18 protein-coding genes and 1 pseudogene are annotated in these 18,601 nt (G+C 61.4%); 6 read left to right on the forward strand and 13 right to left on the reverse strand.

Features of this window, described 5'->3' with window-relative positions; all coding sequences use genetic code 11:
* Positions 1-272: 272 nt before the first annotated feature.
* The 4 genes from E9677_RS23505 to E9677_RS23520 are packed head-to-tail and all read right to left on the reverse strand — an operon-like array spanning position 273 to position 3,682.
* The gene (locus tag E9677_RS23505) at positions 273-1,511 is read right to left on the reverse strand and encodes an ABC transporter substrate-binding protein (RefSeq protein WP_235883094.1); all 1,239 of its coding nucleotides are present in this window, start codon (positions 1,509-1,511) and stop codon (positions 273-275) included.
* 46 nt (positions 1,512-1,557) lie between these two features.
* Entirely contained in the window at positions 1,558-2,604 is a 1,047-nt protein-coding gene (locus tag E9677_RS23510) for an aldo/keto reductase (RefSeq protein WP_136560498.1), read from the reverse strand.
* 1 nt (position 2,605) lies between these two features.
* The gene (locus E9677_RS23515) at positions 2,606-2,956 is read right to left on the reverse strand and encodes a TIGR04076 family protein (RefSeq protein ID WP_136560499.1); all 351 of its coding nucleotides are present in this window, start codon (positions 2,954-2,956) and stop codon (positions 2,606-2,608) included.
* Between the two features lie 12 nt (positions 2,957-2,968).
* Positions 2,969-3,682 (reverse strand): GntR family transcriptional regulator, encoded by a 714-nt coding sequence (locus tag E9677_RS23520; RefSeq protein ID WP_136560500.1) that lies wholly within the window; start codon positions 3,680-3,682, stop codon positions 2,969-2,971.
* A gap of 95 nt (positions 3,683-3,777) precedes the next feature.
* Between E9677_RS23520 and E9677_RS23525 the strand changes: the two genes are divergently transcribed.
* From E9677_RS23525 to E9677_RS23545, 5 genes are read left to right on the forward strand one after another with little or no spacing between them, the layout of a single operon-like run.
* Positions 3,778-4,590, forward strand: a complete 813-nt coding sequence (locus E9677_RS23525) for an ABC transporter ATP-binding protein (RefSeq protein ID WP_136560501.1) — start codon at positions 3,778-3,780, stop codon at positions 4,588-4,590.
* Positions 4,587-5,327, forward strand: coding sequence for an ABC transporter ATP-binding protein (locus tag E9677_RS23530; protein ID WP_136560502.1), 741 nt, complete (start codon positions 4,587-4,589; stop codon positions 5,325-5,327). The genes E9677_RS23525 and E9677_RS23530 overlap by 4 nt, the downstream gene beginning before the upstream one ends.
* Positions 5,324-6,235 carry a branched-chain amino acid ABC transporter permease gene (locus E9677_RS23535; protein ID WP_136560503.1) on the forward strand — a complete coding sequence of 304 codons (912 nt, stop codon included), beginning with the start codon at positions 5,324-5,326 and terminating at the stop codon, positions 6,233-6,235. The genes E9677_RS23530 and E9677_RS23535 overlap by 4 nt, the downstream gene beginning before the upstream one ends.
* Positions 6,232-7,191 carry a branched-chain amino acid ABC transporter permease gene (locus E9677_RS23540; RefSeq protein WP_136560504.1) on the forward strand — a complete coding sequence of 320 codons (960 nt, stop codon included), beginning with the start codon at positions 6,232-6,234 and terminating at the stop codon, positions 7,189-7,191. The genes E9677_RS23535 and E9677_RS23540 overlap by 4 nt, the downstream gene beginning before the upstream one ends.
* A 10-nt stretch (positions 7,192-7,201) precedes the next feature.
* Entirely contained in the window at positions 7,202-8,671 is a 1,470-nt protein-coding gene (locus E9677_RS23545; protein WP_136560505.1) for an aldo/keto reductase, read from the forward strand.
* A 59-nt stretch (positions 8,672-8,730) separates the two neighbouring features.
* Here the strand turns inward: E9677_RS23545 and hydA are convergent, their stop codons facing one another.
* The 5 genes from hydA to E9677_RS23570 form a co-directional block, all read right to left on the reverse strand.
* Positions 8,731-10,161: a dihydropyrimidinase gene (gene hydA / locus E9677_RS23550; RefSeq protein WP_136560506.1), complete on the reverse strand. Its 1,431-nt coding sequence runs from the start codon at positions 10,159-10,161 to the stop codon at positions 8,731-8,733.
* A 25-nt stretch (positions 10,162-10,186) separates the two neighbouring features.
* Complete coding sequence (locus E9677_RS23555; protein ID WP_136560507.1) at positions 10,187-11,458, reverse strand: cysteine desulfurase-like protein; 1,272 nt, start codon at positions 11,456-11,458, stop codon at positions 10,187-10,189.
* 30 nt (positions 11,459-11,488) lie between these two features.
* Positions 11,489-12,238, reverse strand: coding sequence for an amino acid ABC transporter ATP-binding protein (locus tag E9677_RS23560; protein ID WP_168801324.1), 750 nt, complete (start codon positions 12,236-12,238; stop codon positions 11,489-11,491).
* Positions 12,238-12,909, reverse strand: a complete 672-nt coding sequence (locus E9677_RS23565) for an amino acid ABC transporter permease (RefSeq protein ID WP_136560508.1) — start codon at positions 12,907-12,909, stop codon at positions 12,238-12,240. The genes E9677_RS23560 and E9677_RS23565 overlap by 1 nt, the downstream gene beginning before the upstream one ends.
* A 61-nt stretch (positions 12,910-12,970) precedes the next feature.
* A complete protein-coding gene (locus E9677_RS23570) occupies positions 12,971-13,765 on the reverse strand; it encodes an ABC transporter substrate-binding protein (RefSeq protein ID WP_136560509.1) in 795 nt (264 codons plus the stop codon).
* Between the two features lie 152 nt (positions 13,766-13,917).
* Here E9677_RS23570 and E9677_RS23575 point away from each other — a divergent pair, with 152 nt between their 5' ends.
* Positions 13,918-14,616 (forward strand): FadR/GntR family transcriptional regulator, encoded by a 699-nt coding sequence (locus E9677_RS23575; protein WP_136560510.1) that lies wholly within the window; start codon positions 13,918-13,920, stop codon positions 14,614-14,616.
* Between the two features lie 21 nt (positions 14,617-14,637).
* Here E9677_RS23575 and E9677_RS25675 read toward each other — a convergent pair.
* The 4 genes and pseudogenes from E9677_RS25675 to E9677_RS23595 all read right to left on the reverse strand — a co-directional run.
* Positions 14,638-14,757, reverse strand: a pseudogene (locus tag E9677_RS25675) (SDR family oxidoreductase); the annotation flags it as partial.
* A 146-nt stretch (positions 14,758-14,903) separates the two neighbouring features.
* Positions 14,904-16,307 carry a mannitol dehydrogenase family protein gene (locus E9677_RS23585; RefSeq protein ID WP_136560511.1) on the reverse strand — a complete coding sequence of 468 codons (1,404 nt, stop codon included), beginning with the start codon at positions 16,305-16,307 and terminating at the stop codon, positions 14,904-14,906.
* Positions 16,307-17,506 (reverse strand): mannonate dehydratase, encoded by a 1,200-nt coding sequence (gene uxuA, locus E9677_RS23590; RefSeq protein ID WP_136560512.1) that lies wholly within the window; start codon positions 17,504-17,506, stop codon positions 16,307-16,309. Before uxuA ends, E9677_RS23585 begins: the two co-directional genes overlap by 1 nt.
* Positions 17,503-18,573, reverse strand: a complete 1,071-nt coding sequence (locus E9677_RS23595) for an L-idonate 5-dehydrogenase (RefSeq protein ID WP_136560513.1) — start codon at positions 18,571-18,573, stop codon at positions 17,503-17,505. The genes uxuA and E9677_RS23595 overlap by 4 nt, the downstream gene beginning before the upstream one ends.
* Between the last annotated feature and the right edge of the window lie 28 nt (positions 18,574-18,601).

Raw genomic sequence — 18,601 nt, forward strand, 5'->3', positions numbered from 1 at the left:
CTGCCCCCGCAACCAACAATCACAACAATCACACAAAGCCCCCTCGTGGGGCTTTTTGCCTTTTGCTCACTGTCGACTTCCCCAAGACGCAATCCGCGTGAGCTGCTGCAACAACCATCTTGCGCTCGCGGGCTTCGGTGCCGACCAATCGTTTCTCTGCCGTGGGATTAGGGAGCCTGCCGCTTTAGATATGCTCGGCTGATTGCACCCACTCCATACAGATCGGGCGACCATCAGGGGTCGCCCGATCCCTTGCCTTAATCCTCAATCCCTTACTTCGAGAGCGTGGCCTTGATTTCAGCCACCGCGTCGGACTCCATTTGGCCAACCGTCGTCACCTCTCCGTCGGTGATCTTCCAGAGACGGAAGGGGCCGGTGATGTCGCCGTACTGGTCGAAGCTCACAGGACCGATGACGCCTTCATATTTGATCGGCTTGCCGTCCTTGAGCAGCGCGAGTGCTTTTTCGAATTCCGCCTTGCCGGCGTAGATCGGCGTGCCGCCCGGTGCTGTGACTTCCGAAATCGCGGTTTTGATCGCGTCCTTGTCGGCCTTGCCAGCCTTGGCGATGGCAAGGGCTACGATGGCACCGGCATCGTATGATCGATCTGCCGCGGGGGCAGACGGCTCGATCCCACCGGAGAATTCTGCGTAGTTAGCGTTGAAGTATTCAGTCGAGGTCGTTGGCGTCGTTCCTGACGATGTGCCGTAAGCCTCGTTCAGATACTGTGGGCCAACGCTTGCTATGAAATCCTTGGAGTTCATGCCGTCGTTGAACAGGAATTTCTGGACGCCACCGCCAGAAATCCAGGCACGGGCAATCGTTGCACCGTCGACCGGCGTCGAGACGAGGTAGAGCGCATCTGGTTCGCCTTCCATGGCGACCGAGGCTTCGGAAGAATAGCTCGCCTGCTTCTCGTTATAGGGGGTCGTGGAGGTGATCGTTCCGCCGAGCTTTGTGTAGGCGGCCGTGAACTCCTGCATCAGATTGTTGCCGAAGTCGTTGTTGACGTGAATGATGGCAATCTTTTTCATGCCCTGATCGAGCGCATATTTGGCTGCAGCCGTTCCCTGCAGCGCGTCCGAGGTGATGGTACGGAAGAAGACTCCATTGGTCTTGCCGTCGCGTCCGAGAGCCGTCAGCGTCGGTGAGGAGGATGCCGGAGAGACCTGAACGACGCCGGCTGGTGCTGTGACGGAGGTGAGGATCGGGATCGAGACCGAGGAAATGATCCCGCCGATGATGACTGGCACCTTCTTGATGTTGACGAGCTGTGTGGCCTGGTCCACGGCCACGTTGCCCTGGCTCTGGCTGTCGCGCGTGTCCATGACGAGCTTGCAGCCGTCGACGCCGCCCGCATCATTGAAGTCACGGAAGGCCATTTCGACGGATTTCGCGCCGGCCTTGCCATATTCGCCGGCAGGACCGGTCAATTCCATGACCACGCCGACGGTGATGTCGCATTCTTGTGCTGCGGCAGGTGCGGCACCGACCGCAAACCCCGCAAGCATGGTCGAAGCCAGGACGAGGCGTTTCATCTGATATCCCTTGTTCATGTCATTCCCCTTTGTTGAGATTATATTTCATGATGCTGCCGTGCCGCCCGGTGCGGTCCCGCTCGAGCGTATAGACGTCGCCTTCCAGTTCGCGTGCACCAGCGAGGGCAGTCTCAATCTCTGCCAAGTCGGCGTCTGAGAGGACGATATTTGATATGGCGAGGTTGGAGGCGAGGTGATCGCGATTGCGTGCGCCGACGATGACCGCCGTGACACCTGGCCGGCGGAGCATGGCGGCACTGGCAATCGTTGCGATGTCGGTTGCATGGCGGTCCGCCACCTTGCGAAGCGTTGACAGCAGTGCCTGGAACAGTTCCCAGCCACCGAGGTCATCGATGATCAGCTTGTACTTTGTCAGCGAGCGGTTCTCGAGCGGATGCTCCGGCTCGGTCTTGCCTAGCCAGCGATCGGAGAGGAAGCCGCCGGCGACCGTGCCGTAGCAGAACAGCGCGAAGTCGTGGCGGGCTGCAAGTTCCACCATGCGCTTTTCCGGGCGCCGGTCGAGCAGCGAATATTGCAGTTGCAGCGAGGTCAACGGGATTCCGCCATCAAGGATTGCCGTGACATGGTCGCTGTCGAAGTTCGTGGCACTGATCTTGTCGATCCGACCGTCTTGCTGAAGCTCCTTCAGCCAGCCGAGCGTCTCCAGCCAGGCAGGCATCTCATAGTCCCACCAGTGAAACTGGACGAGATCCAGGCGCTCCATGTTAAGCCGCTTGCGTGACGTGTCGATCACGCCTTCAACATAGGCCTTGGTGATCGTCGGCAGGACGCCGAGATCGGGCACGAATTTTGTATGGACGCGAATGCGATCGAGTGCCGCCTGGCCCTGCATGTCGCGGTAGCGCAGCCGGAAGCGCCCGATCAGGTCTTCAACGCCGGTGTAGATGTCAGCGCAGTCGAAGGTGGTAATGCCGGCATCGGCGAAGGCAACCATGTCTTCGATGGCTATCTCTTCATCAATGGCGCCATGCCCACCCGCCAGCTGCCATCCGCCGCGGATGACGCGGGAGATCTCGTAACCGGGGGCGATGGAGATACGCTGCATATTACTCTTTTCCTTCGAGGGGCACGGCTGTCGTGGCGGCATGGCTGAAACGGCGAAGGCCTGTGCGCCGAATCCGCAATCGGGTGGAGCAGTTGGGATCCGGACAGGCGATGTCCGCATCCGTCGTCATCCAGTCATGCGCATGGGTCGGGCGCTGCTTGGCGGCGAGCAGGGGAAGGACGGAGGCGAGGGAGTAGATCGACAGTCCCTGTCCGGGTGGAAGATAGAGCATCTCACCCTGAAGCTCGAAATAGTCGCCGGGCTTGGCGCCGCAGTAGACGGCGCCATTTTCAGGGATCACCACCTCGACACGCAGGTCAAAGAGCTCGAATGTGTCATCGGTGCCGCTCATCGGTGCTCTCCCTCACGCCGCTTCTTCGCCGGCGTCGAGACGCCCGCGCACGAGATCGAACGAGCGCCCGATGTCATTGGAAAGCGCGTTCACCGCCGCCTCTTCATTGCGCGCTTCGAGTGCTTCGATCAGCGTCCAGTGGTGGTTCGTTGCGGCAAGGCCGCCTTGTTCGTCGTGGATATGGGCGGCGGCTCGAACCACGGGGCCGGACTGGAGCCAGAGGCTTTCGACCATCGGGATCAGCACACGCGAAAATGCGGCACGATAGATCTGGAAATGGAAGCGATGGTTGATTTCAGAGGTGACCGGGCCGACGTCCTGGCCATGCCGTTCGAAAGCCGCCTCGCAGTCCCGGTTGATTTGTTTCAGGCTCTCGATGTCTTCCGCCGTCAGTCGATGACAGGCGAGCGCCACCAGACGCCCCTCTATCAGGATGCGAGCACGTTCCAGGTCATCGAGGCGGTCTCGGGTAATAAGCGGCACGCGGACGGAGCGATTGGGCAGGGCCTCCAGGGCCTGTTCGGAGACGAGCCGGCCGAGCGCTTCTCGCACTGGCATGGTGCTCGTCTTCAGTCGGTCTGCCATGTCGACGATCCGCAGCATGTCGCCTGCGGCAAAGCCGCCATTGATCAATGTGCGGCGCAGCTGGTCATAGACGCGATCCTGCAAAGTCTCTCGGCCGACAGGCGTGAGGAAGTCGTCCGATTGGCCAATCGTGTCCGTCATCCCGCCTCCAAGCCTCCCGGAAATATCGGTTGATTTTCGCGTCCACGTAAAGTTTGATCAAACATCACGGATCAAATCAAGGCTCATTTTTGCAGATGGCTGCCGCCCATTCCCCACCATCAGGATCATTTCAGAGTGCCGCGGCACCGCCTGCCATCGAAGCACGGCATCTGACGAAGCATTTTGATGGGCTGACCGTGGTCTCAGACATGTCGCTCCAGCTCGGCCGTGGCGAGATCCTGGGCCTGATCGGGCCGAATGGTGCGGGCAAGACCACTATGTTCAATCTGCTGGCGGGTAGCCTCAAGCCCAGTTCCGGCGAGATCTGGGTCGGGGGACGGGAAGTCTCGAGCCAAGCGCCGGAGCAGCGCATCGCTCATGGCGTCGCGCGGACCTTTCAGATCCCGCGCCCTTTCCTGGAAATGAGCGTGCTTGAGAACCTGCTGGTCGGCGCTCCGAAGCAGACGGGCGAAGGCTTGTTTGCCAATTTCCTCAAAGCTGGTCTGGTGCGCCGCGAAGAAAAGGCAGCGCTTGAGAAAGCGCATGCGATCCTGGAGTTCGTCACGCTGTCGCGGCTGGCCCATGAACCTGCACGCGTGCTGTCCGGCGGGCAGCGCAAGCTTCTGGAACTCGCGCGCGTGCTCATGGCCGATCCGCAGGTGATCCTGCTCGATGAGCCGGCCGCGGGGGTGAACCCCGCTTTGCTCGAAGTGATCATGGAGCGGGTGGTGGCGTTGAATGCCGAGGGCAAGTCCATTCTCCTGATCGAACACAACATGGAGATGGTATCGAGGCTGTGCTCGCGGGTGGTGGCGATGGCGCTCGGCAAGCTGCTTGCCGAGGGTGCGCCGGCAGATGTGGCGGCCAATTCTGCCGTCATCGAAGCCTATCTTGGCGGTGGTGCATGATCGAGCCGGTTCTTACAACCTCGGCGCTGGTCGCGGGCTATGAGCCGGACCTTCCCATTGTTCGCGGCGTGGACTTTTCCGTCGCACAGGGCGAACTCGTCATCCTCTTGGGTCCGAACGGCGCTGGCAAATCCACCTTCGTCAAGGCGATTGCCGGCATGGTGCCTGTGCATTCGGGGCGGATTCATCTGGCAGGGAGGGACATCACGTATGTCGCTCCGCACCGTAAACTGGCCGAAGGTCTGGCTTTCGTGCCGCAGACGGAGAATGTCTTTGCCAGCATGAGCATTCTGGAAAACCTCCAGATCGCGGTGGCGCTCCTGCCGAAATCGGAACGCAACCTAGCCATCGAGACGATGCTGACGCGCTTTCCGGATCTCGCCGTCAAGCCGAAGCGTCTGGCAGGCGCGCTCTCCGGCGGTCAGCGGCAGATGCTGGCAGTGGCGCGCGCGCTCGCGCTCAATCCGCCGGTACTGATCCTCGATGAACCATCCGCCGGCCTTTCGCCAAAGATTGTCGGCGAGGTGTTTTCCATGCTCAAGCGCATCAATGGCGAAGGCGTGACGATCGTCGTGGTCGAGCAGAACGTGAAGGCGGCCATGGCGATTGCCGATCGCGCCGTCATTCTGGCCGAAGGGCAGATCCGCCATGAAGGGACGCCTGCCGATCTCGCCGATGATCCACTCATCGGAAAGATCTATCTCGGCACAACGGGGCGTGCAGAGGTGGCGCCATGAACCCGCAATTCCTGATGGACGGACTGATTGCTGGCGCGATCATTGGCCTCGGCGCGGTTGGCGTGACGCTCACCTATTCGATCCTGCGTTTCTCGAATTTTGCGCATGGCGAGCTTCTGTCCTGGGGTGCCTATCTTGCACTCGGCATCAGCAGTGCGCTTGGCGTTCTGGCAGCAGGGCTCACCACGCCACTTGGGCCATTCTCCTTTGGTTGGTCGCTGCCGATCGCGGCCGTGCTTGCCGTCGCCTTGACGGGCCTGCTTGCTCTTGCCGTGGACGCCGCGCTTTTTTCGAGCTTCCGGCGCCGCGGCAGCGCCATCATCATCATGGTCATGGCGAGCTTTGGCGCATCGCTTGCGCTGCGCAGCCTGCTCGAATTCCTCTTCACCTCGAAGCCTGCCTATTTCAGCCAAGCGCTGCAGATTGCGATGAAGCTGGGACTGGGTCTCAGAGCAACACCGGACCAGCTGGCCATGCTGGCCGTGGCGCTGGTCTCTGTGATCGCCGTTCATCTTGTCATGACGCGGACCGATATCGGCCGGGCCATGCGCGCGGTCAGCGAAAATCCCGGCCTGGCCGGTATCGCCGGCATCGATGTTCGCCGGGTCATACGAACGGCCTGGTTCCTGGGCGCCGCTCTCGCTTGTATTGCCGGCATCATGAGCGGCCTGATCATCCAGATCCGCCCCTATCTCGGGCATGACCTTCTGCTGCCCCTGTTTGCGGCTGCCATTCTTGGCGGTATCGGCTCGGTTCCAGGCGCCATGATCGCCGGTCTGTTCATCGGTCTTTCCGAAGCCTTTACGGTTCAGCTCATCGGAGCCGAATGGCGGGCGGCGGTGTCCTTTGCCATCCTGATTGCGGTTCTTCTCGTCCGCCCCCGCGGCCTGTTCGGAAAAGCGACATGAGCATCGATCTTATCGCCTATGGCGCCTTCTTCCTCACCATGGCTTTCACCTATGCGATCATCTGCCTGGGGCTGAATGTTCAGTGGGGCATGACGGGACTGTTCAATGTCGGCATCGCCGCTTTCGTCGCGGTCGGTGCCTATACTTCGGCCATTCTGACCACGCCTGAAACGGCAGAGCGCCTTGGCGGATTCGGCATGCCGATTGCCGTTGGGTGGCTGGGGGCTGCCTTGGTCTCGGGCGCGCTTTCCTGGGCCGTCGGTGCGCTGACGATCCGGCTGAGAGCCGACTACCTTGCCATCGCAACCTTCGGCGTCGCCGTCACCGTTCAGCTCTGCATGCTCAATCTGGAGAGCATCACTGGTGGGTCCTTCGGGATCGGCTTCATTCCGCGTCCTTTCGCCGATCTGCAGGGTGATGCGCTGTTCTTCAGTCTCGCCAATTGCGGCCTGATGGCTCTCGTCGTGCTGGTCCTCTATCTCGGGCTGCAGCATTTGTCGCGCAGCCCCTGGGGCCGCGTCTTGCGGGCGATCCGTGAAGACGAGACGGCCGCGCAGGCGCTCGGCAAGCGACCTGTCCGCTTTCGCTTGCAGGCATTTACCGTCGGCGGCGCAATCATGGGCCTGGCAGGGGCCGCTCAGGCACACTTCATCGGCTTTATCGCACCCGACAACTATATGCCGGTCCTCACCTTCCAGGTCTGGGCCATGTTGATTGTCGGGGGCTCCGGCAACAATCGCGGTGCCATTGCCGGTGCCATTCTCGTTTGGGGGCTCTGGGCGCTGACAGCGGCTGCCGTCTCCGCCTTCGTACCGCCCGAGGAACAGGCACGGGCCGCCGCCTTGCAGATCGTCGCCATTGGCGTCGGGCTCTGCCTCATGCTTCTGCTGCGCCCGCGCGGCCTGTTTGGCGAGGTGAGCCCGCTCGCGCGCCTCAGCCGCAACAAACAATCCTGACCATCGAGGAATGATCTCCGTGTCCCAGCATCCCGAACGCATCAATCTCACCCCGGACCTGTCGATCAGCCGTCTCGTCTGCGGCCTCTGGCAGGTTGCGGACATCGAAAAGCATGGTGAAACAGTCGATCCGGAGCAGGGGGCTGATGCACTGCAGGCCTATGCAGAGGCCGGGTTCGACAGTTTCGACATGGCCGATCACTATGGATCGGCGGAGATCATCACCGGCCATCTGCTGAAGCGCTATGCCGCTAGCGACAAGCGACCGGTGGCCTTCACGAAATGGTGCCCTGAGCCTGGTCCGATGACGCGCGATGTGGTGCGCCGGGGAGTGGAGGACAGGCTTGCCCGCCTTGGCGTCGACAAGGTCGACCTTTTGCAGTTTCACTGGTGGACTTTCGAGCATCCGGCCTGGCTCGATGCGCTTCATGAAATGCAGGCGATGAAGGAGGAGGGGCTGATCGGCGCCCTCGGCCTCACCAATTTCGATGCCGCCCATCTCAATCTTGCACTGTCAGACGGGATCGAGATCGCCAGCAATCAGGTTTCCTTCTCCCTGATCGACCGGCGCGCTGCTGGCGATTTGTCGTCCCTGTGCCTCAAGCGCGGCGTGAAGCTTCTGGCCTATGGCACGCTCTGCGGCGGCTTCCTGTCAGAGAAGTGGCTCGGTCAGCCGGAGCCTGCCTCGATCCATGACTGGAGCCGCTCGAAATACAAGCGCTTCATCGATACCGCCGGTGGATGGAGCGTACATCAAGGCATTCTCCGAGCGGCATCCACGATCGCCCGCAAGCACGGGGTTTCGATCTCCAACGTGGCCAGCCGCTGGGTCCTTGAACACCCGGCCGTTGCCGCGACGATCATCGGCGCCCGACTAGGTGAAAACGAGCATCGCGACGACAATCTGAAGGTCTTCAGCTTTGAACTGGATGCGGGTGACCGGGCTCTGCTCGACGGCGCCTTTACTGAGGCCACACCCATTCCCGGCGATTGCGGCGATGAGTATCGCAAGCCGCCCTTCCTGACCGCATCCGGCGACCTCAGCCATCACCTCGATGCGATCCCGTCCGTCTACACAGCGGTACCGGTGCCGGGGCGCCAGGAACGCCTGCGGGTTTCCTCCGGCAGTATCTGGGAGCCGCTGGCTGGTTACAGCCGGGCCGTGCGCGTCGGTGACCGGATCCTGGTATCGGGCACGACGGCGACCCACGGCAGTAACCGTTGTGTGGCACCCGGCGATCCGGGCGCGCAGGCAACCTATATTCTCGACAAGATCGCTGCTTCCATCTCCGCTCTCGGAGGAAAGATGGAAGATGTCGTCCGCACCCGCATCTATCTCAAGGATGCATCACAGTGGGAGCCTGTCTCCCGTGCGCATGGCCGCTTCTTCTCCGAGGTGCTTCCGGCGAACACCTTGATCGAAGCCGGTGCGCTTGTCGGCGAGTATGAAGTCGAGATTGAAGCGGAAGCCGTGGTTTAGGTCGGGACGTCGGCAGAATATTTCCCTGGGGCTGGAGCAGAGAAGCGCCGCCTGTCTACCTACGGCCTCACTGAGGCGCCCGAATTGGTGTCCGCAATCAGGTTCGAGCGCTTGCGGCTCTGATACTGTCCTTGCCCGGCCTCCACGACAGAGCCGCGTTCCATGATCGTCTGGCCGCGAACGAGCAGACGCACCGGCCAGCCCTGAATATCTTGGCCTTCATAGGGCGTGTAGTCGGCACCGTGCTGGAGGATCTCGTTTGTCAGGGTCACGCGCTCCTGCGGATCCCAGAGCGCGATGTCGGCATCCGAACCGATCGCGATCGTGCCCTTTTGCGGGTACATGCCGTAGAGCTTTGCGTGGTTGGTCGAGGTCACCGCGACGAAGCGGTTGATGTCGATCCGGCCTTTCATCACCCCTTCGGAAAAGAGGATGGGCAGGCGGGTTGCTACGCCCGGAATGCCGTTCGGTATCCAGCGAAAATGCCGCTTGCCCTTCTCGTTCAGCTTTCCTTCCGGATCGTCGAAGCGGAAGGGGCAGTGGTCTGAGGAGAAGAGGTCGAAGACGCCCTGCTCGATTCCTTCCCAGCAGGCGTCCTGGCTTACCTTGTCGCGCGGTGGCGGGGAACACACGAATTTCGCGCCGTCCAGACCTTCGAGGTCGAGATCATCTGCCGTCAGCATCAGATATTGCGGGCAGGTCTCGCCAGCGATCTTCTGGCCGCGTTGGCGGGCGCGGCGGATTTCCTCCATCGCCTCGCGGTTGGAGACATGGACGATGACGATCGGCACATCAACGATTTCGGCGAGTGAAAGGGCGCGATGCGTTGCTTCGCGCTCGGCGGCTACGGGCCGGGTGGTCGCGTGGTATTTCGGTGCGAGTTTCCCCTCTTCTTCATGCCGGCCGATCAGGTAGCGGATTGCGTCTTCGTTTTCGCAATGGACCATGACCAGCGCGCCGGTGCGACGCGCTGTATCGAGCGTCGCCAGGATCTCGTCGTCCCGCAGACGCAGGCCCTCATAGGTCATAAACACCTTGAGAGAGGTGTAGCCGTCTTCGACGAGAGCCGGCAGTTCCTGGCCGAGCACTTCCGCCGTCGGATCAGTGATCACGAGGTGGAAGGAAACGTCGACATGGCACTTCCCGTCGGCCTTGGCATGGTAGATCTTCAGTGCTTCGCGCAGGGACTGACCCTTTTCCTGCATGCAGAAGGCCAAGACCGTGCTGTTGCCCCCGATCGCCGCCGACCGAGTGCCGCTGTCGAAATCATCCGCCATCACGATGCCGTCGCCCGAGGGCTGGTCGAGATGCACATGGCTGTCGATCCCTCCGGGCAGCACGAAGAGGCCGGTCGCGTCGATGACCTCATCCGCTTCCGTGAGGTCTGCTGCCAGCGCCACGATCCGGCCATCCCTGATGCCGACATCGCTCACAAATGTGTCGCTTGCCGTCACCACCGTTCCGTTGCGGATCACCGTATCGAAGCGCATCAGTCAGTCCTCTTGTCGTTGCTGTTCAACTCGCCTTGGCCAGCCCGGCTTCGTTGGCGAGGATCCGGTCGAGGGCTGCTGTAAATCGGTCCACCTCCTCGATGGTGTTGTAATGCACCATCGAGACGCGCAGCATGCCGCCATGGTCGGTCAGTCCGAGATATTCGGCAAGCCGACGGGAGTGAAAATCGCCGAAGCGCATGGCGATCTTCTCGGCGTCCATGGCCTTGCAGAGGTCGGCAGCCTCGCGTCCATCGAAACGGAAGGCGATGGTCGGGACGCGTTTGCTGTCGCGGTTCATGGCTTGGCCGACGATCATGCAGTCATTGCGCGAACGCAGATAGGTCAGCAGGTGCTCGGTCAGCGCGTCTTCCTGTGCGGTGATCGCATCGTAAGCCGCTTCGATCTTTTGCCGGGTCGAGCCTGTCTGGCCGGCCTTTTCGCCGAGTGCCACGAGATAGTCGACGATACCGCAGATCGAATAGGCGAGCTCGTAGTTGGGATTGCCCGGCTCCAGTTTGCCCGGCACTTTATCCTTGCCGTAGAAGTAGTGATAAAGCGGGTCGAGCTCCAGCAGCAGATCGTACTTGCCATACATCAGCGCGTAATGCGGACCGTAGGTCTTGTAGAGGCTGAACACGTAGTAATCGACGTCAAAGGCTTGTACGTCGACCGCCCTATGTGGCGCATAGGCCACCGCATCGACGCAGATTCTGGCTCCACGGGCGTGGACGAAATCGGCGATCTCGCGGATCGGGTTGATCGATCCCAGCAGGTTCGAGCAATGGGTGACGCAGACCAGTTTCGTCCGCTCGCTCATGAGGGGCGCGAGGTCGGCAAGGTCAAGTGTCAGGGTTTCCTTGTTCAGCGGCCAGATCTTCAGCACGATGCCGCGTTCCTGCAGCCGATCCCAGGGGCCGATATTCGATTCGTGGTCCGAGATGGTGATGACGATCTCATCGCCTTCTGAAAGTTGGCTGTGCATGCCCCGGGCGAGGTTCTGCAACAGCGCGGTTGTCGAGTTTCCGAAGACGATCTCTTCGGGACGGCCGGCATTGACCAGCTGCATGGCAGCGGTGCGGGCCTCGTAGAGGGCGGCCGCTGCCGCCTGCGAAACCTCATAGGAGCCGCCGATCTGGACGTTCTTCTCATAGAGGAAGGTGTTGATGCGCTCGACGGCGCCTTTCAGGATCTGCGAACCGCCGGCATTGTCGAAGAAGGTCCAGCCGCGGGCGAGGCCCGGGAACTGGCTGCGGACGAAATCCAGATCGAGCGCCTTGGTGGAAGGGATGGCCATAGCGGGGTGTCCTCCAGTCATTGTTCTTGTTCAGTGGTTGAGGACAGCGCGCAGGAAGCCGCGCGTGCGCTCGTGCTTGGGGGCGTCGAATATTTCTTCCGGTTTGCCGCTTTCGACCAGCCGTCCGCCATCCATGAAGATCACACGGTCGGCGACCTGGCGGGCAAACCCCATTTCGTGAGTGACGACGACCATGGTCACGCCGGAGCCCGCAAGCTTGCGCATGACATCCAGCACCTCGCCGACCATTTCCGGATCGAGCGCCGAGGTGGGCTCGTCGAAAAGCAGGACGCGCGGCTCCATGGCCAGCGCCCGGGCGATTGCGACGCGCTGCTGTTGTCCACCCGACAGATGGCCCGGGAATTTTTCCGCCTGTTCCGAGATGCCTACCCGGGCGAGCAGTTCACGCGCCTTGCGTTCTGCTTCCGCTTGCCCCGTGCCACGCACCCGCATCGGGGCGAGCATGACATTCTTCAGCACCGTCATGTGCGGGAAGAGGTTGAAGGACTGGAAAACCATGCCGACTTCGGCGCGCACCTTGGCAAGGGCAGGGCCGGGCTCGACGCGGATGCCGTCGACGGTGATGCGGCTTTCGGGTGCGAAGGCTTCGAGATGGTTGATGCAACGGATGAGCGTAGACTTGCCCGAGCCCGATGGGCCAATGACACAAACGACCTCGCCTTCGGCGATGTCGAGGTCGATGTCGCGCAACACGGTGAAGGTGCCATAGGCCTTGGTCAGCCCACGGATGGAGATGAGGGGCGCGATCGTTCCGGTCATCAGCGTTTCCCCCGGCTGAAGTGTTTCTCGAGGCGCGAGACGATGGCGACCATCGGCCACAGGAGCGCGATGTAGATCAGCGCCGCCCCGATGAGCGGTGTCGGGTTGGCCGAGAGCGCCTGGGCCTGGGTGGCCTGCTTGAGGAGATCCGGCATGGCGACGACGGAGGCGAGTGCCGTGTCCTTCATGACGTTGATGCAGTTGTTGGTGAGCGGCGGAATGACGATGCGGATCGCCTGGGGCAGGATCACATCGACCATGGTGTGGCGATTGGAAAGCCCGAGGGCTGCGGAAGCCTCGAACTGGCCATGCGGGATCGCCTCGATGCCGGCGCGGAAGATTTCAGCTGTATAGGCTGCTGAAACCAGCGACAGCGCGGCGACGGCCGAGAGGAAAGGCGACAGCCTGATGCCGACGAAGGGCAGGGCGTAATAGACAACAATCAGCAATACCAAAAGTGGGATCGAGCGGAAGATGTCGATATAGCCGCGGATCAGCAGCTTGAAAAAAGTCGGCGCGTAAAGGCGGGCGACCGCAAGAAACAGTCCGCCTGCAAGACCGACCAGAATACTGGTCACACCGATCTGCAGTGTTACCACCAGACCCCAGAGGAGGGCCGGCAGGCTGTCAGCCAGGACCTGCAAATTGAAAAAGGTATTGAGGAGTGTCATGCCGCATCGGCTCCCTTGGTGAACCGGCGGAACGTATCCGTCCCGCCGGATGCATCACAGGTTACTTGCCCTTGGGCATGTCGAGAACGGTGACCGTCGAGGTCGTGTCTTCGGCCTTGGCACCGAACCAGGTCTCGTGCAGCTGCGCGATGAAGCCTTCCTGCTTGAGCGTGGTGATCACGGCATTGACTTCGGTGGCGAGCGGATCGTCCTTGTTGAACATGATCGAGTATTTCTCACCGGTCGGAATACGCTCGACGACCTTCAGTTCCGGCTTGTCCTTCACGTAGTAGAGCAGGGCCGGGATGTCGGAGATGTAGCCGTCGACGCGGCCAGCGACGAGGTCGAGCATGGCCGGCTGCAGGCCTTCGAAGCGGCGGATCTCGCCAAGCTTGTATTCGGCCTTGTTGGCGTCTGCCCACATGTCGCCGGTCGAGCCGGTGTCGACCCCGACGACCTTCTCGCCCATGTCCTTGAGGCCCATGATGCCGGAGGCGGCGGTCACGGTCAGGGACTGGTCGCTGTCATAATAGGGCTGCGCGAAGGAGACGGATTCGAGGCGCTTCTCGGTGATGGTGATCGAAGAGACCGCCATGTTGATGCGACCAGACTGGACCGCCGGGAAGAGGCCGTTGAACGGCGTGTTGACGAATTCGACAGTCTTGCCGAGGCGCTTGGCGATCTCGTTGACGAGATCGACCTCGAAGCCCGTAACCTTGCCGCTGGCGTCTTCGAATTCCCACGGGACGTTGCCGATGTTTGCGCCGACGGTCAGGTCTGCGGCCTGAGCGCTGGTTGCGAATGCGGCCAGCAGGCCCGCAAAGATGGTTGCCTTGAAGGTGGTTGAACGTGTCATGAGAGTTCCCCTTGTTTTTTGAACATGACTCAATCTACATTGGTCTAACTGGTCAGACCAGTCAGGCCAAACAAGCATGCTGCTTTGTGCTTGGCAAGGGGCGGCCAGAAAAAATACACTGCGGAAACGTTAGCCGCCGGGGAAGGGACTGCATGTTCAACAAGACGCTCGTTCCGCAATCTGTGGCACGCGAGATTCAGGGAATGATCCAGTCCGGGCAATTGAAGCCGGGAGAAAAGATCCCTTCCCAGCGGGATTTCTCCCAGAAGTTCGGCATCAGCCGAGCGTCCCTGCGCGAAGCGCTGCTGACGTTGGAAACGCTCGGGTTGCTGAAGACCGAGGCTGGGCGAGGCACATTCGTTGCCAGCCCTTCTGTGCTCAGTTCGGGTGCGACGGGGCATATGGCGCCCTGGCGCTATTCCGACAGCTATTCCGTCTTCGACGTCTTCCAGACCCGTATTCTGCTCGAAGGCGAAATCGCAAGGCTGGCCGCCGGTCGCCTGACCCAGTTGCAACTCGACAAGATGGAGCAAGCGACGCGGAGGATGGAAGAGTGCTGGGCAAGCCAGGATCTGCTCGCCAATGTCGAGGCCGACCTGGAGTTTCACGGCACCATCGTCTCCGCCTGCTCGAACGCCATGCTGAAGGCGCTGTATCAGACGGTGCGTGACCAGGTGACCGAGACGCAGCGTCAGCCGATCCCGATCACCGATCCCGAGCGCATGCGGGACTCGATCGGCGAGCACCGCAAGATCATCGCGGCGCTCAGGGCCAATGACGGTGCGCGGGCGAAGCTCGAGATGGAAGCTCATATCCGCAACACCGCGCGCTGCGCGGGACTTGAGCCGTAGCCGTCATCCGCCGCGTAACGGTCAGACGGATCTGATGGCACCGCCATCTACCCTGATCTTGCTTCCCGTCACATAAGAGGCTGGCTCTGAGGCCAGGAAAACGGCAACGGCGGCGAATTCCTCTGGCCGACCGTAGCGAGAAAGCCCCCATAGTGGGGCTTTTGCGTTTCTGACATCCAGTCGGCAGCGCACTTATTCCACCCAGCCCTCGGCCACCGGATCCGCAGTAGAAACCTGACCTGCGTAACCGGTCTCAAAACGCGAACTCCGGTGCTTGCGTGGCAAACTTAGAACGACAGTATTGCTGCGTTCACTCTGTTGCGCCAGCCTCGTGCGCCGGCCAATTCCGGCGGGAAGAGCCCCGGTATCGCGAAAAAGGATGCGGAGGGGTCGGTGGCGTCCATGCTGGCCGCCGCTGCAAGGACCTCGCTGCGACGGGGGTCGTTGCAATCGCCTCGCTTCTTCACCGATGCAATCCACACCCCAACCGCATAGGCCGTCGCTGCCGCTGTCTCGCCCATCGCCAGCATGTCGACGGCGGGCGATAAGAGCCGCTGCGGCAATTTTTGCGTCGTGTCGAGCGCGATCTGGAGGTTGCGATGGTCTATGGTTGGATTGGAAAAACGGGCCAGGAGATCATCGATGTAGGCGGGAAGATCGATGCCTGGTACCGGGTCGAGCGTAGAGACGACCTCTTCCATATGTATGCGCGCCTTTGCCGCCAGATCCGGTTTGGCCATCACGTCGCGGATGTAGTCAAGGTTTTCGAGGATCCCGAGATGGGCGAGAAGCGTATGGGTGCCATTGAGCAGCCGCAGCTTCATCTTCTCGTACGGCTCGACATTGTCAGTGAAGATGGCGCCGGCGGCCTCCCAGGCCGGCCGGCCGGAAACGAAGTCATCTTCAACGACCCATTGTAAGAATGGCTCCGTGTCGATTGCCAGTGCGTCCTGGGCTCCGAGCAGCTTTTCGGCACGGTGCCTCGTGGTGTGGGTTGCGGCCGGCACGATGCGGTCGACCATGGAGCAGGGAAAACGACCCTTTTCGGCGATCCAATCCGCGAGTGCCGGATCGCGCAGCCGGGCCATCTCCAGGACCAGGCGGCGCACGACCTTGCCGTTGGATGGAAGGTTGTCGCAACAGAGAACCGTGTAGGGAGCAAGCCCTGCCGCGCGCCGCAGGGCAAGGCCCTCAACGAGGAAGCCCAGCACACCGACAGGCGCATCTGGCCTCCCAAGGTCCGCGGCAACGGCTTGATGAGTGTGGTCCAACCCGCCCGTTGCCGGATCAAGGCCATAGGCTTTTTCCGACACGGTGATCGTCACCACGCGGATCGCCGGATCGGCCAGGGCCGAGAGAACACGAGCACGATCGGACGCGGCACAGATCCAGTCGACGGTCGCGCCGATGACTTCGGAATGATCGCCTGTCTCGCTCCGCGTTGTGATGGAGTATAGCCCATTCTGGGCGGCGAGCGCTTCGACCGGGTCGGGCGAACGCAGGTTTACGGCAATGATGCCCCAGGGTCCGAAGTCGGCTTCCAGAGCATGCTGCGTGAACACCGCCTGATGCGCTCTGTGGAAGGCGCCGATCCCGATATGCACGATGCCGGGTTTCAGTTTCGTCCGGTCGAAACGCGGTTGACGAACCGTGTCCGGAAGACCTGTCGTGCTGGAGAGCCTTTGCAATATCAGCCTCCCAGTCCGTAATGGGCATGCGACAGCGTGCGCTCGATGCCGCGAAGCTCTGCGAGACCCTTGAGCCTGCCGATGGCTGGATAGCCCGGCTGTGCACCACGCGTCAGGTCATCGAGGATTTCCTGCCCGTGGTCCGGGCGCATAGGAATTTGATGATCTTCACGCCCCTCCTTGCGCCGTCTTGCCTCCTCCGTCACCAGGGCTGCGATCACGGCTACCATGTCGGTCCCGCCTTCCAGATGCTCGTCTTCAAAGAAGGAGCAGGGGACTGTGTCGGTGTCGCGGGTCACGTTGCGGAGATGAACGAAATGGATGCGGTCGGCAAAGCGCTTGGCAAGAAAAGGCAGATCATTGTCAGGGCGCGCACCGAGCGATCCGGTGCAGAGCGTCACACCGTTGGCGCGGATATCAACGGCATCCAGCATGTGCGCATAGTCGGCCTCAGTTGAAAGTATGCGTGGCAGACCGAGCAGTGACCAAGGCGGATCATCGCCGTGCGCACAGATATTGATGCCGACCTGCTCTGCGACCGGCGCGACTTCGTTCAGGAAATCGACGAGGTTCTGCTGCAGCCGTTCGCGGTTGATGCCTTGGTAGGAGCGCAGCTTTTCGAGCAATTGCTCGAGCGTGTAGCCATCGGCAGAGCCCGGCAGGCCGGCACCGATATTCTTGCCGAGGGCCGTGATCTTCGCATCCTCCATGCCGGAGAAACGCCGTGCTGCCTCGTCGGTGAGCCAGTCCGGATAGTCCGCGGCAGCTTCAGGTCGCTTCAGGATATGGATGTCAAAGGCTGCAAAATCGACGAGATCAAAGCGCATGGCCTTTGCACCATGACCGGTTTCCCAGCGCAGATCCGTCCGCGTCCAGTCGAGGATGGGCATGAAGTTATAGCAGACCGTTCGGATGCCCGAAGCCGACAGGCGTCTGAGCGTTTCCTGCCAGTTGGCGATGTGGCGCTTACAGTCGCCGGTCTGCGTCTTGATGTCCTCGGACATCGGAATGCTCTCGACCACATCCCAAACCAGACCGCCGGCGCGGATCGCGTCATGCCGTCTGGCAATCTCGTCTTCCGGCCAGACTTCCCCGGTTGCGATGTGGTGTAGTGCCGACACGATGCCCTCGGCACCCGCCTGGGCTGCATCTCTCACACTGACTTTGTCGATGGGGCCGAACCAGCGCCAAGTATGTCTCATCTCTCGTCCTTTAGGCTTTCATCCGTCTGTTGAAATGTGATCTGCACCTTGCAGGCCTTGGAGCGGTCACCAGCCTGTTCAAAGGCTTCCACCACCGCATCGAGCGGGAAGCTGTGCGAGATGATCGGACGCACATCGATCTGGCGCGTCGAGATCAAGGCGACGGCCTCAGAGAATTCTTCATGGAACCGCTGCGAGCCGCGCCAGACGATTTCCTTGCCGACCAGTGCGTTGAGGGGAATAGTGACGTCGCCGGTCACGCCGACCTGGACCAGAATTCCCCGCGGCTTGATCGCCGCAAAGGCGGAGCGGAGGGCAGGTCCAGCCGCTGAGCAATCGAAGACCACGTCGAAATGGCCCTTATGCTCCGTGAAGGGCAAAAGACCATCCGGCTCGCTTTTCACATTTATGGCTTGCGTGGCACCCATTGAGTGCGCCCGCGAGAGGGCGGCGTCGGCCAGATCCGTGACCACGATCTGGCCGGCACCTGCATGACGGGCGGCAGCCACGGTCAAGAGACCGATCGGCCCTGCGCCCGTGACAAGAACGGCCTTGCCGTTGAGATCGCCGGCCTGAGCGATTGCATGCAGACAGACCGCCAGTGGTTCAGCGCAGGCAGCTTCTCCCGGTGTAACTCCCGCGCCGACCGGATGGCATTGAATGGCGGGCACGACCAACTTTTCGCGAAACATGCCGTCTTCATGTGGTAGCCGCATGGCCGAGCCCATGAAGCGCATGTCCAGGCAATGAATGGGTTGGCCGATCCGGCAATACTGGCACTGCCCGCAGGGTTGGGACGGATTGACCGCCACCAGTTGCCCGAGTTCAAGACCTGAAACACCGTCGCCAATTTCCTCCACAAAGCCCGAGGCTTCGTGACCGGCGATAATGGGCTCGCGAACACGGACCGGGCCGAAGCCGCCATCCTGGTAGTAATGCAGGTCGGAGCCGCAGATGCCGCCCGCTGCCATGGCAAGTCGCACCTCGCCAGCGCGACATGTCGGATAATCGAGATTCTCAACGCGCAGGTCGCGTTCGGCATGAAGGCGGGCAACGCGGGTTTGCATCGCACAGAGACCTTTCGTTCAAGACGGA

This window comes from Peteryoungia rhizophila (genome assembly GCF_004912145.1).
In the GTDB taxonomy this organism is placed as follows: Bacteria; Pseudomonadota; Alphaproteobacteria; order Rhizobiales; family Rhizobiaceae; genus Allorhizobium; species Allorhizobium rhizophilum.

Bases quoted from the DNA above. Each gene is read 5' to 3' on its own strand.
- uxuA (WP_136560512.1), bottom strand. From the start codon at position 17,506: ATGAGACATACTTGGCGCTGGTTCGGCCCCATCGACAAAGTCAGTGTG.
- E9677_RS23515 (WP_136560499.1), bottom strand. From the start codon at position 2,956: ATGAGCGGCACCGATGACACATTCGAGCTCTTTGACCTGCGTGTCGAG.
- E9677_RS23595 (WP_136560513.1), bottom strand. From the start codon at position 18,573: ATGCAAACCCGCGTTGCCCGCCTTCATGCCGAACGCGACCTGCGCGTT.
- E9677_RS23540 (WP_136560504.1), top strand. From the start codon at position 6,232: ATGAGCATCGATCTTATCGCCTATGGCGCCTTCTTCCTCACCATGGCT.
- E9677_RS23525 (WP_136560501.1), top strand. From the start codon at position 3,778: ATGGCTGCCGCCCATTCCCCACCATCAGGATCATTTCAGAGTGCCGCG.
- E9677_RS23570 (WP_136560509.1), bottom strand. From the start codon at position 13,765: ATGACACGTTCAACCACCTTCAAGGCAACCATCTTTGCGGGCCTGCTG.
- E9677_RS23510 (WP_136560498.1), bottom strand. From the start codon at position 2,604: ATGCAGCGTATCTCCATCGCCCCCGGTTACGAGATCTCCCGCGTCATC.
- E9677_RS23575 (WP_136560510.1), top strand. From the start codon at position 13,918: ATGTTCAACAAGACGCTCGTTCCGCAATCTGTGGCACGCGAGATTCAG.
- E9677_RS23555 (WP_136560507.1), bottom strand. From the start codon at position 11,458: ATGGCCATCCCTTCCACCAAGGCGCTCGATCTGGATTTCGTCCGCAGC.
- E9677_RS23560 (WP_168801324.1), bottom strand. From the start codon at position 12,238: ATGACCGGAACGATCGCGCCCCTCATCTCCATCCGTGGGCTGACCAAG.
- hydA (WP_136560506.1), bottom strand. From the start codon at position 10,161: ATGCGCTTCGATACGGTGATCCGCAACGGAACGGTGGTGACGGCAAGC.
- E9677_RS23530 (WP_136560502.1), top strand. From the start codon at position 4,587: ATGATCGAGCCGGTTCTTACAACCTCGGCGCTGGTCGCGGGCTATGAG.
- E9677_RS23545 (WP_136560505.1), top strand. From the start codon at position 7,202: ATGATCTCCGTGTCCCAGCATCCCGAACGCATCAATCTCACCCCGGAC.
- E9677_RS23565 (WP_136560508.1), bottom strand. From the start codon at position 12,909: ATGACACTCCTCAATACCTTTTTCAATTTGCAGGTCCTGGCTGACAGC.
- E9677_RS23505 (WP_235883094.1), bottom strand. From the start codon at position 1,511: ATGCTTGCGGGGTTTGCGGTCGGTGCCGCACCTGCCGCAGCACAAGAA.
- E9677_RS23535 (WP_136560503.1), top strand. From the start codon at position 5,324: ATGAACCCGCAATTCCTGATGGACGGACTGATTGCTGGCGCGATCATT.
- E9677_RS23520 (WP_136560500.1), bottom strand. From the start codon at position 3,682: ATGACGGACACGATTGGCCAATCGGACGACTTCCTCACGCCTGTCGGC.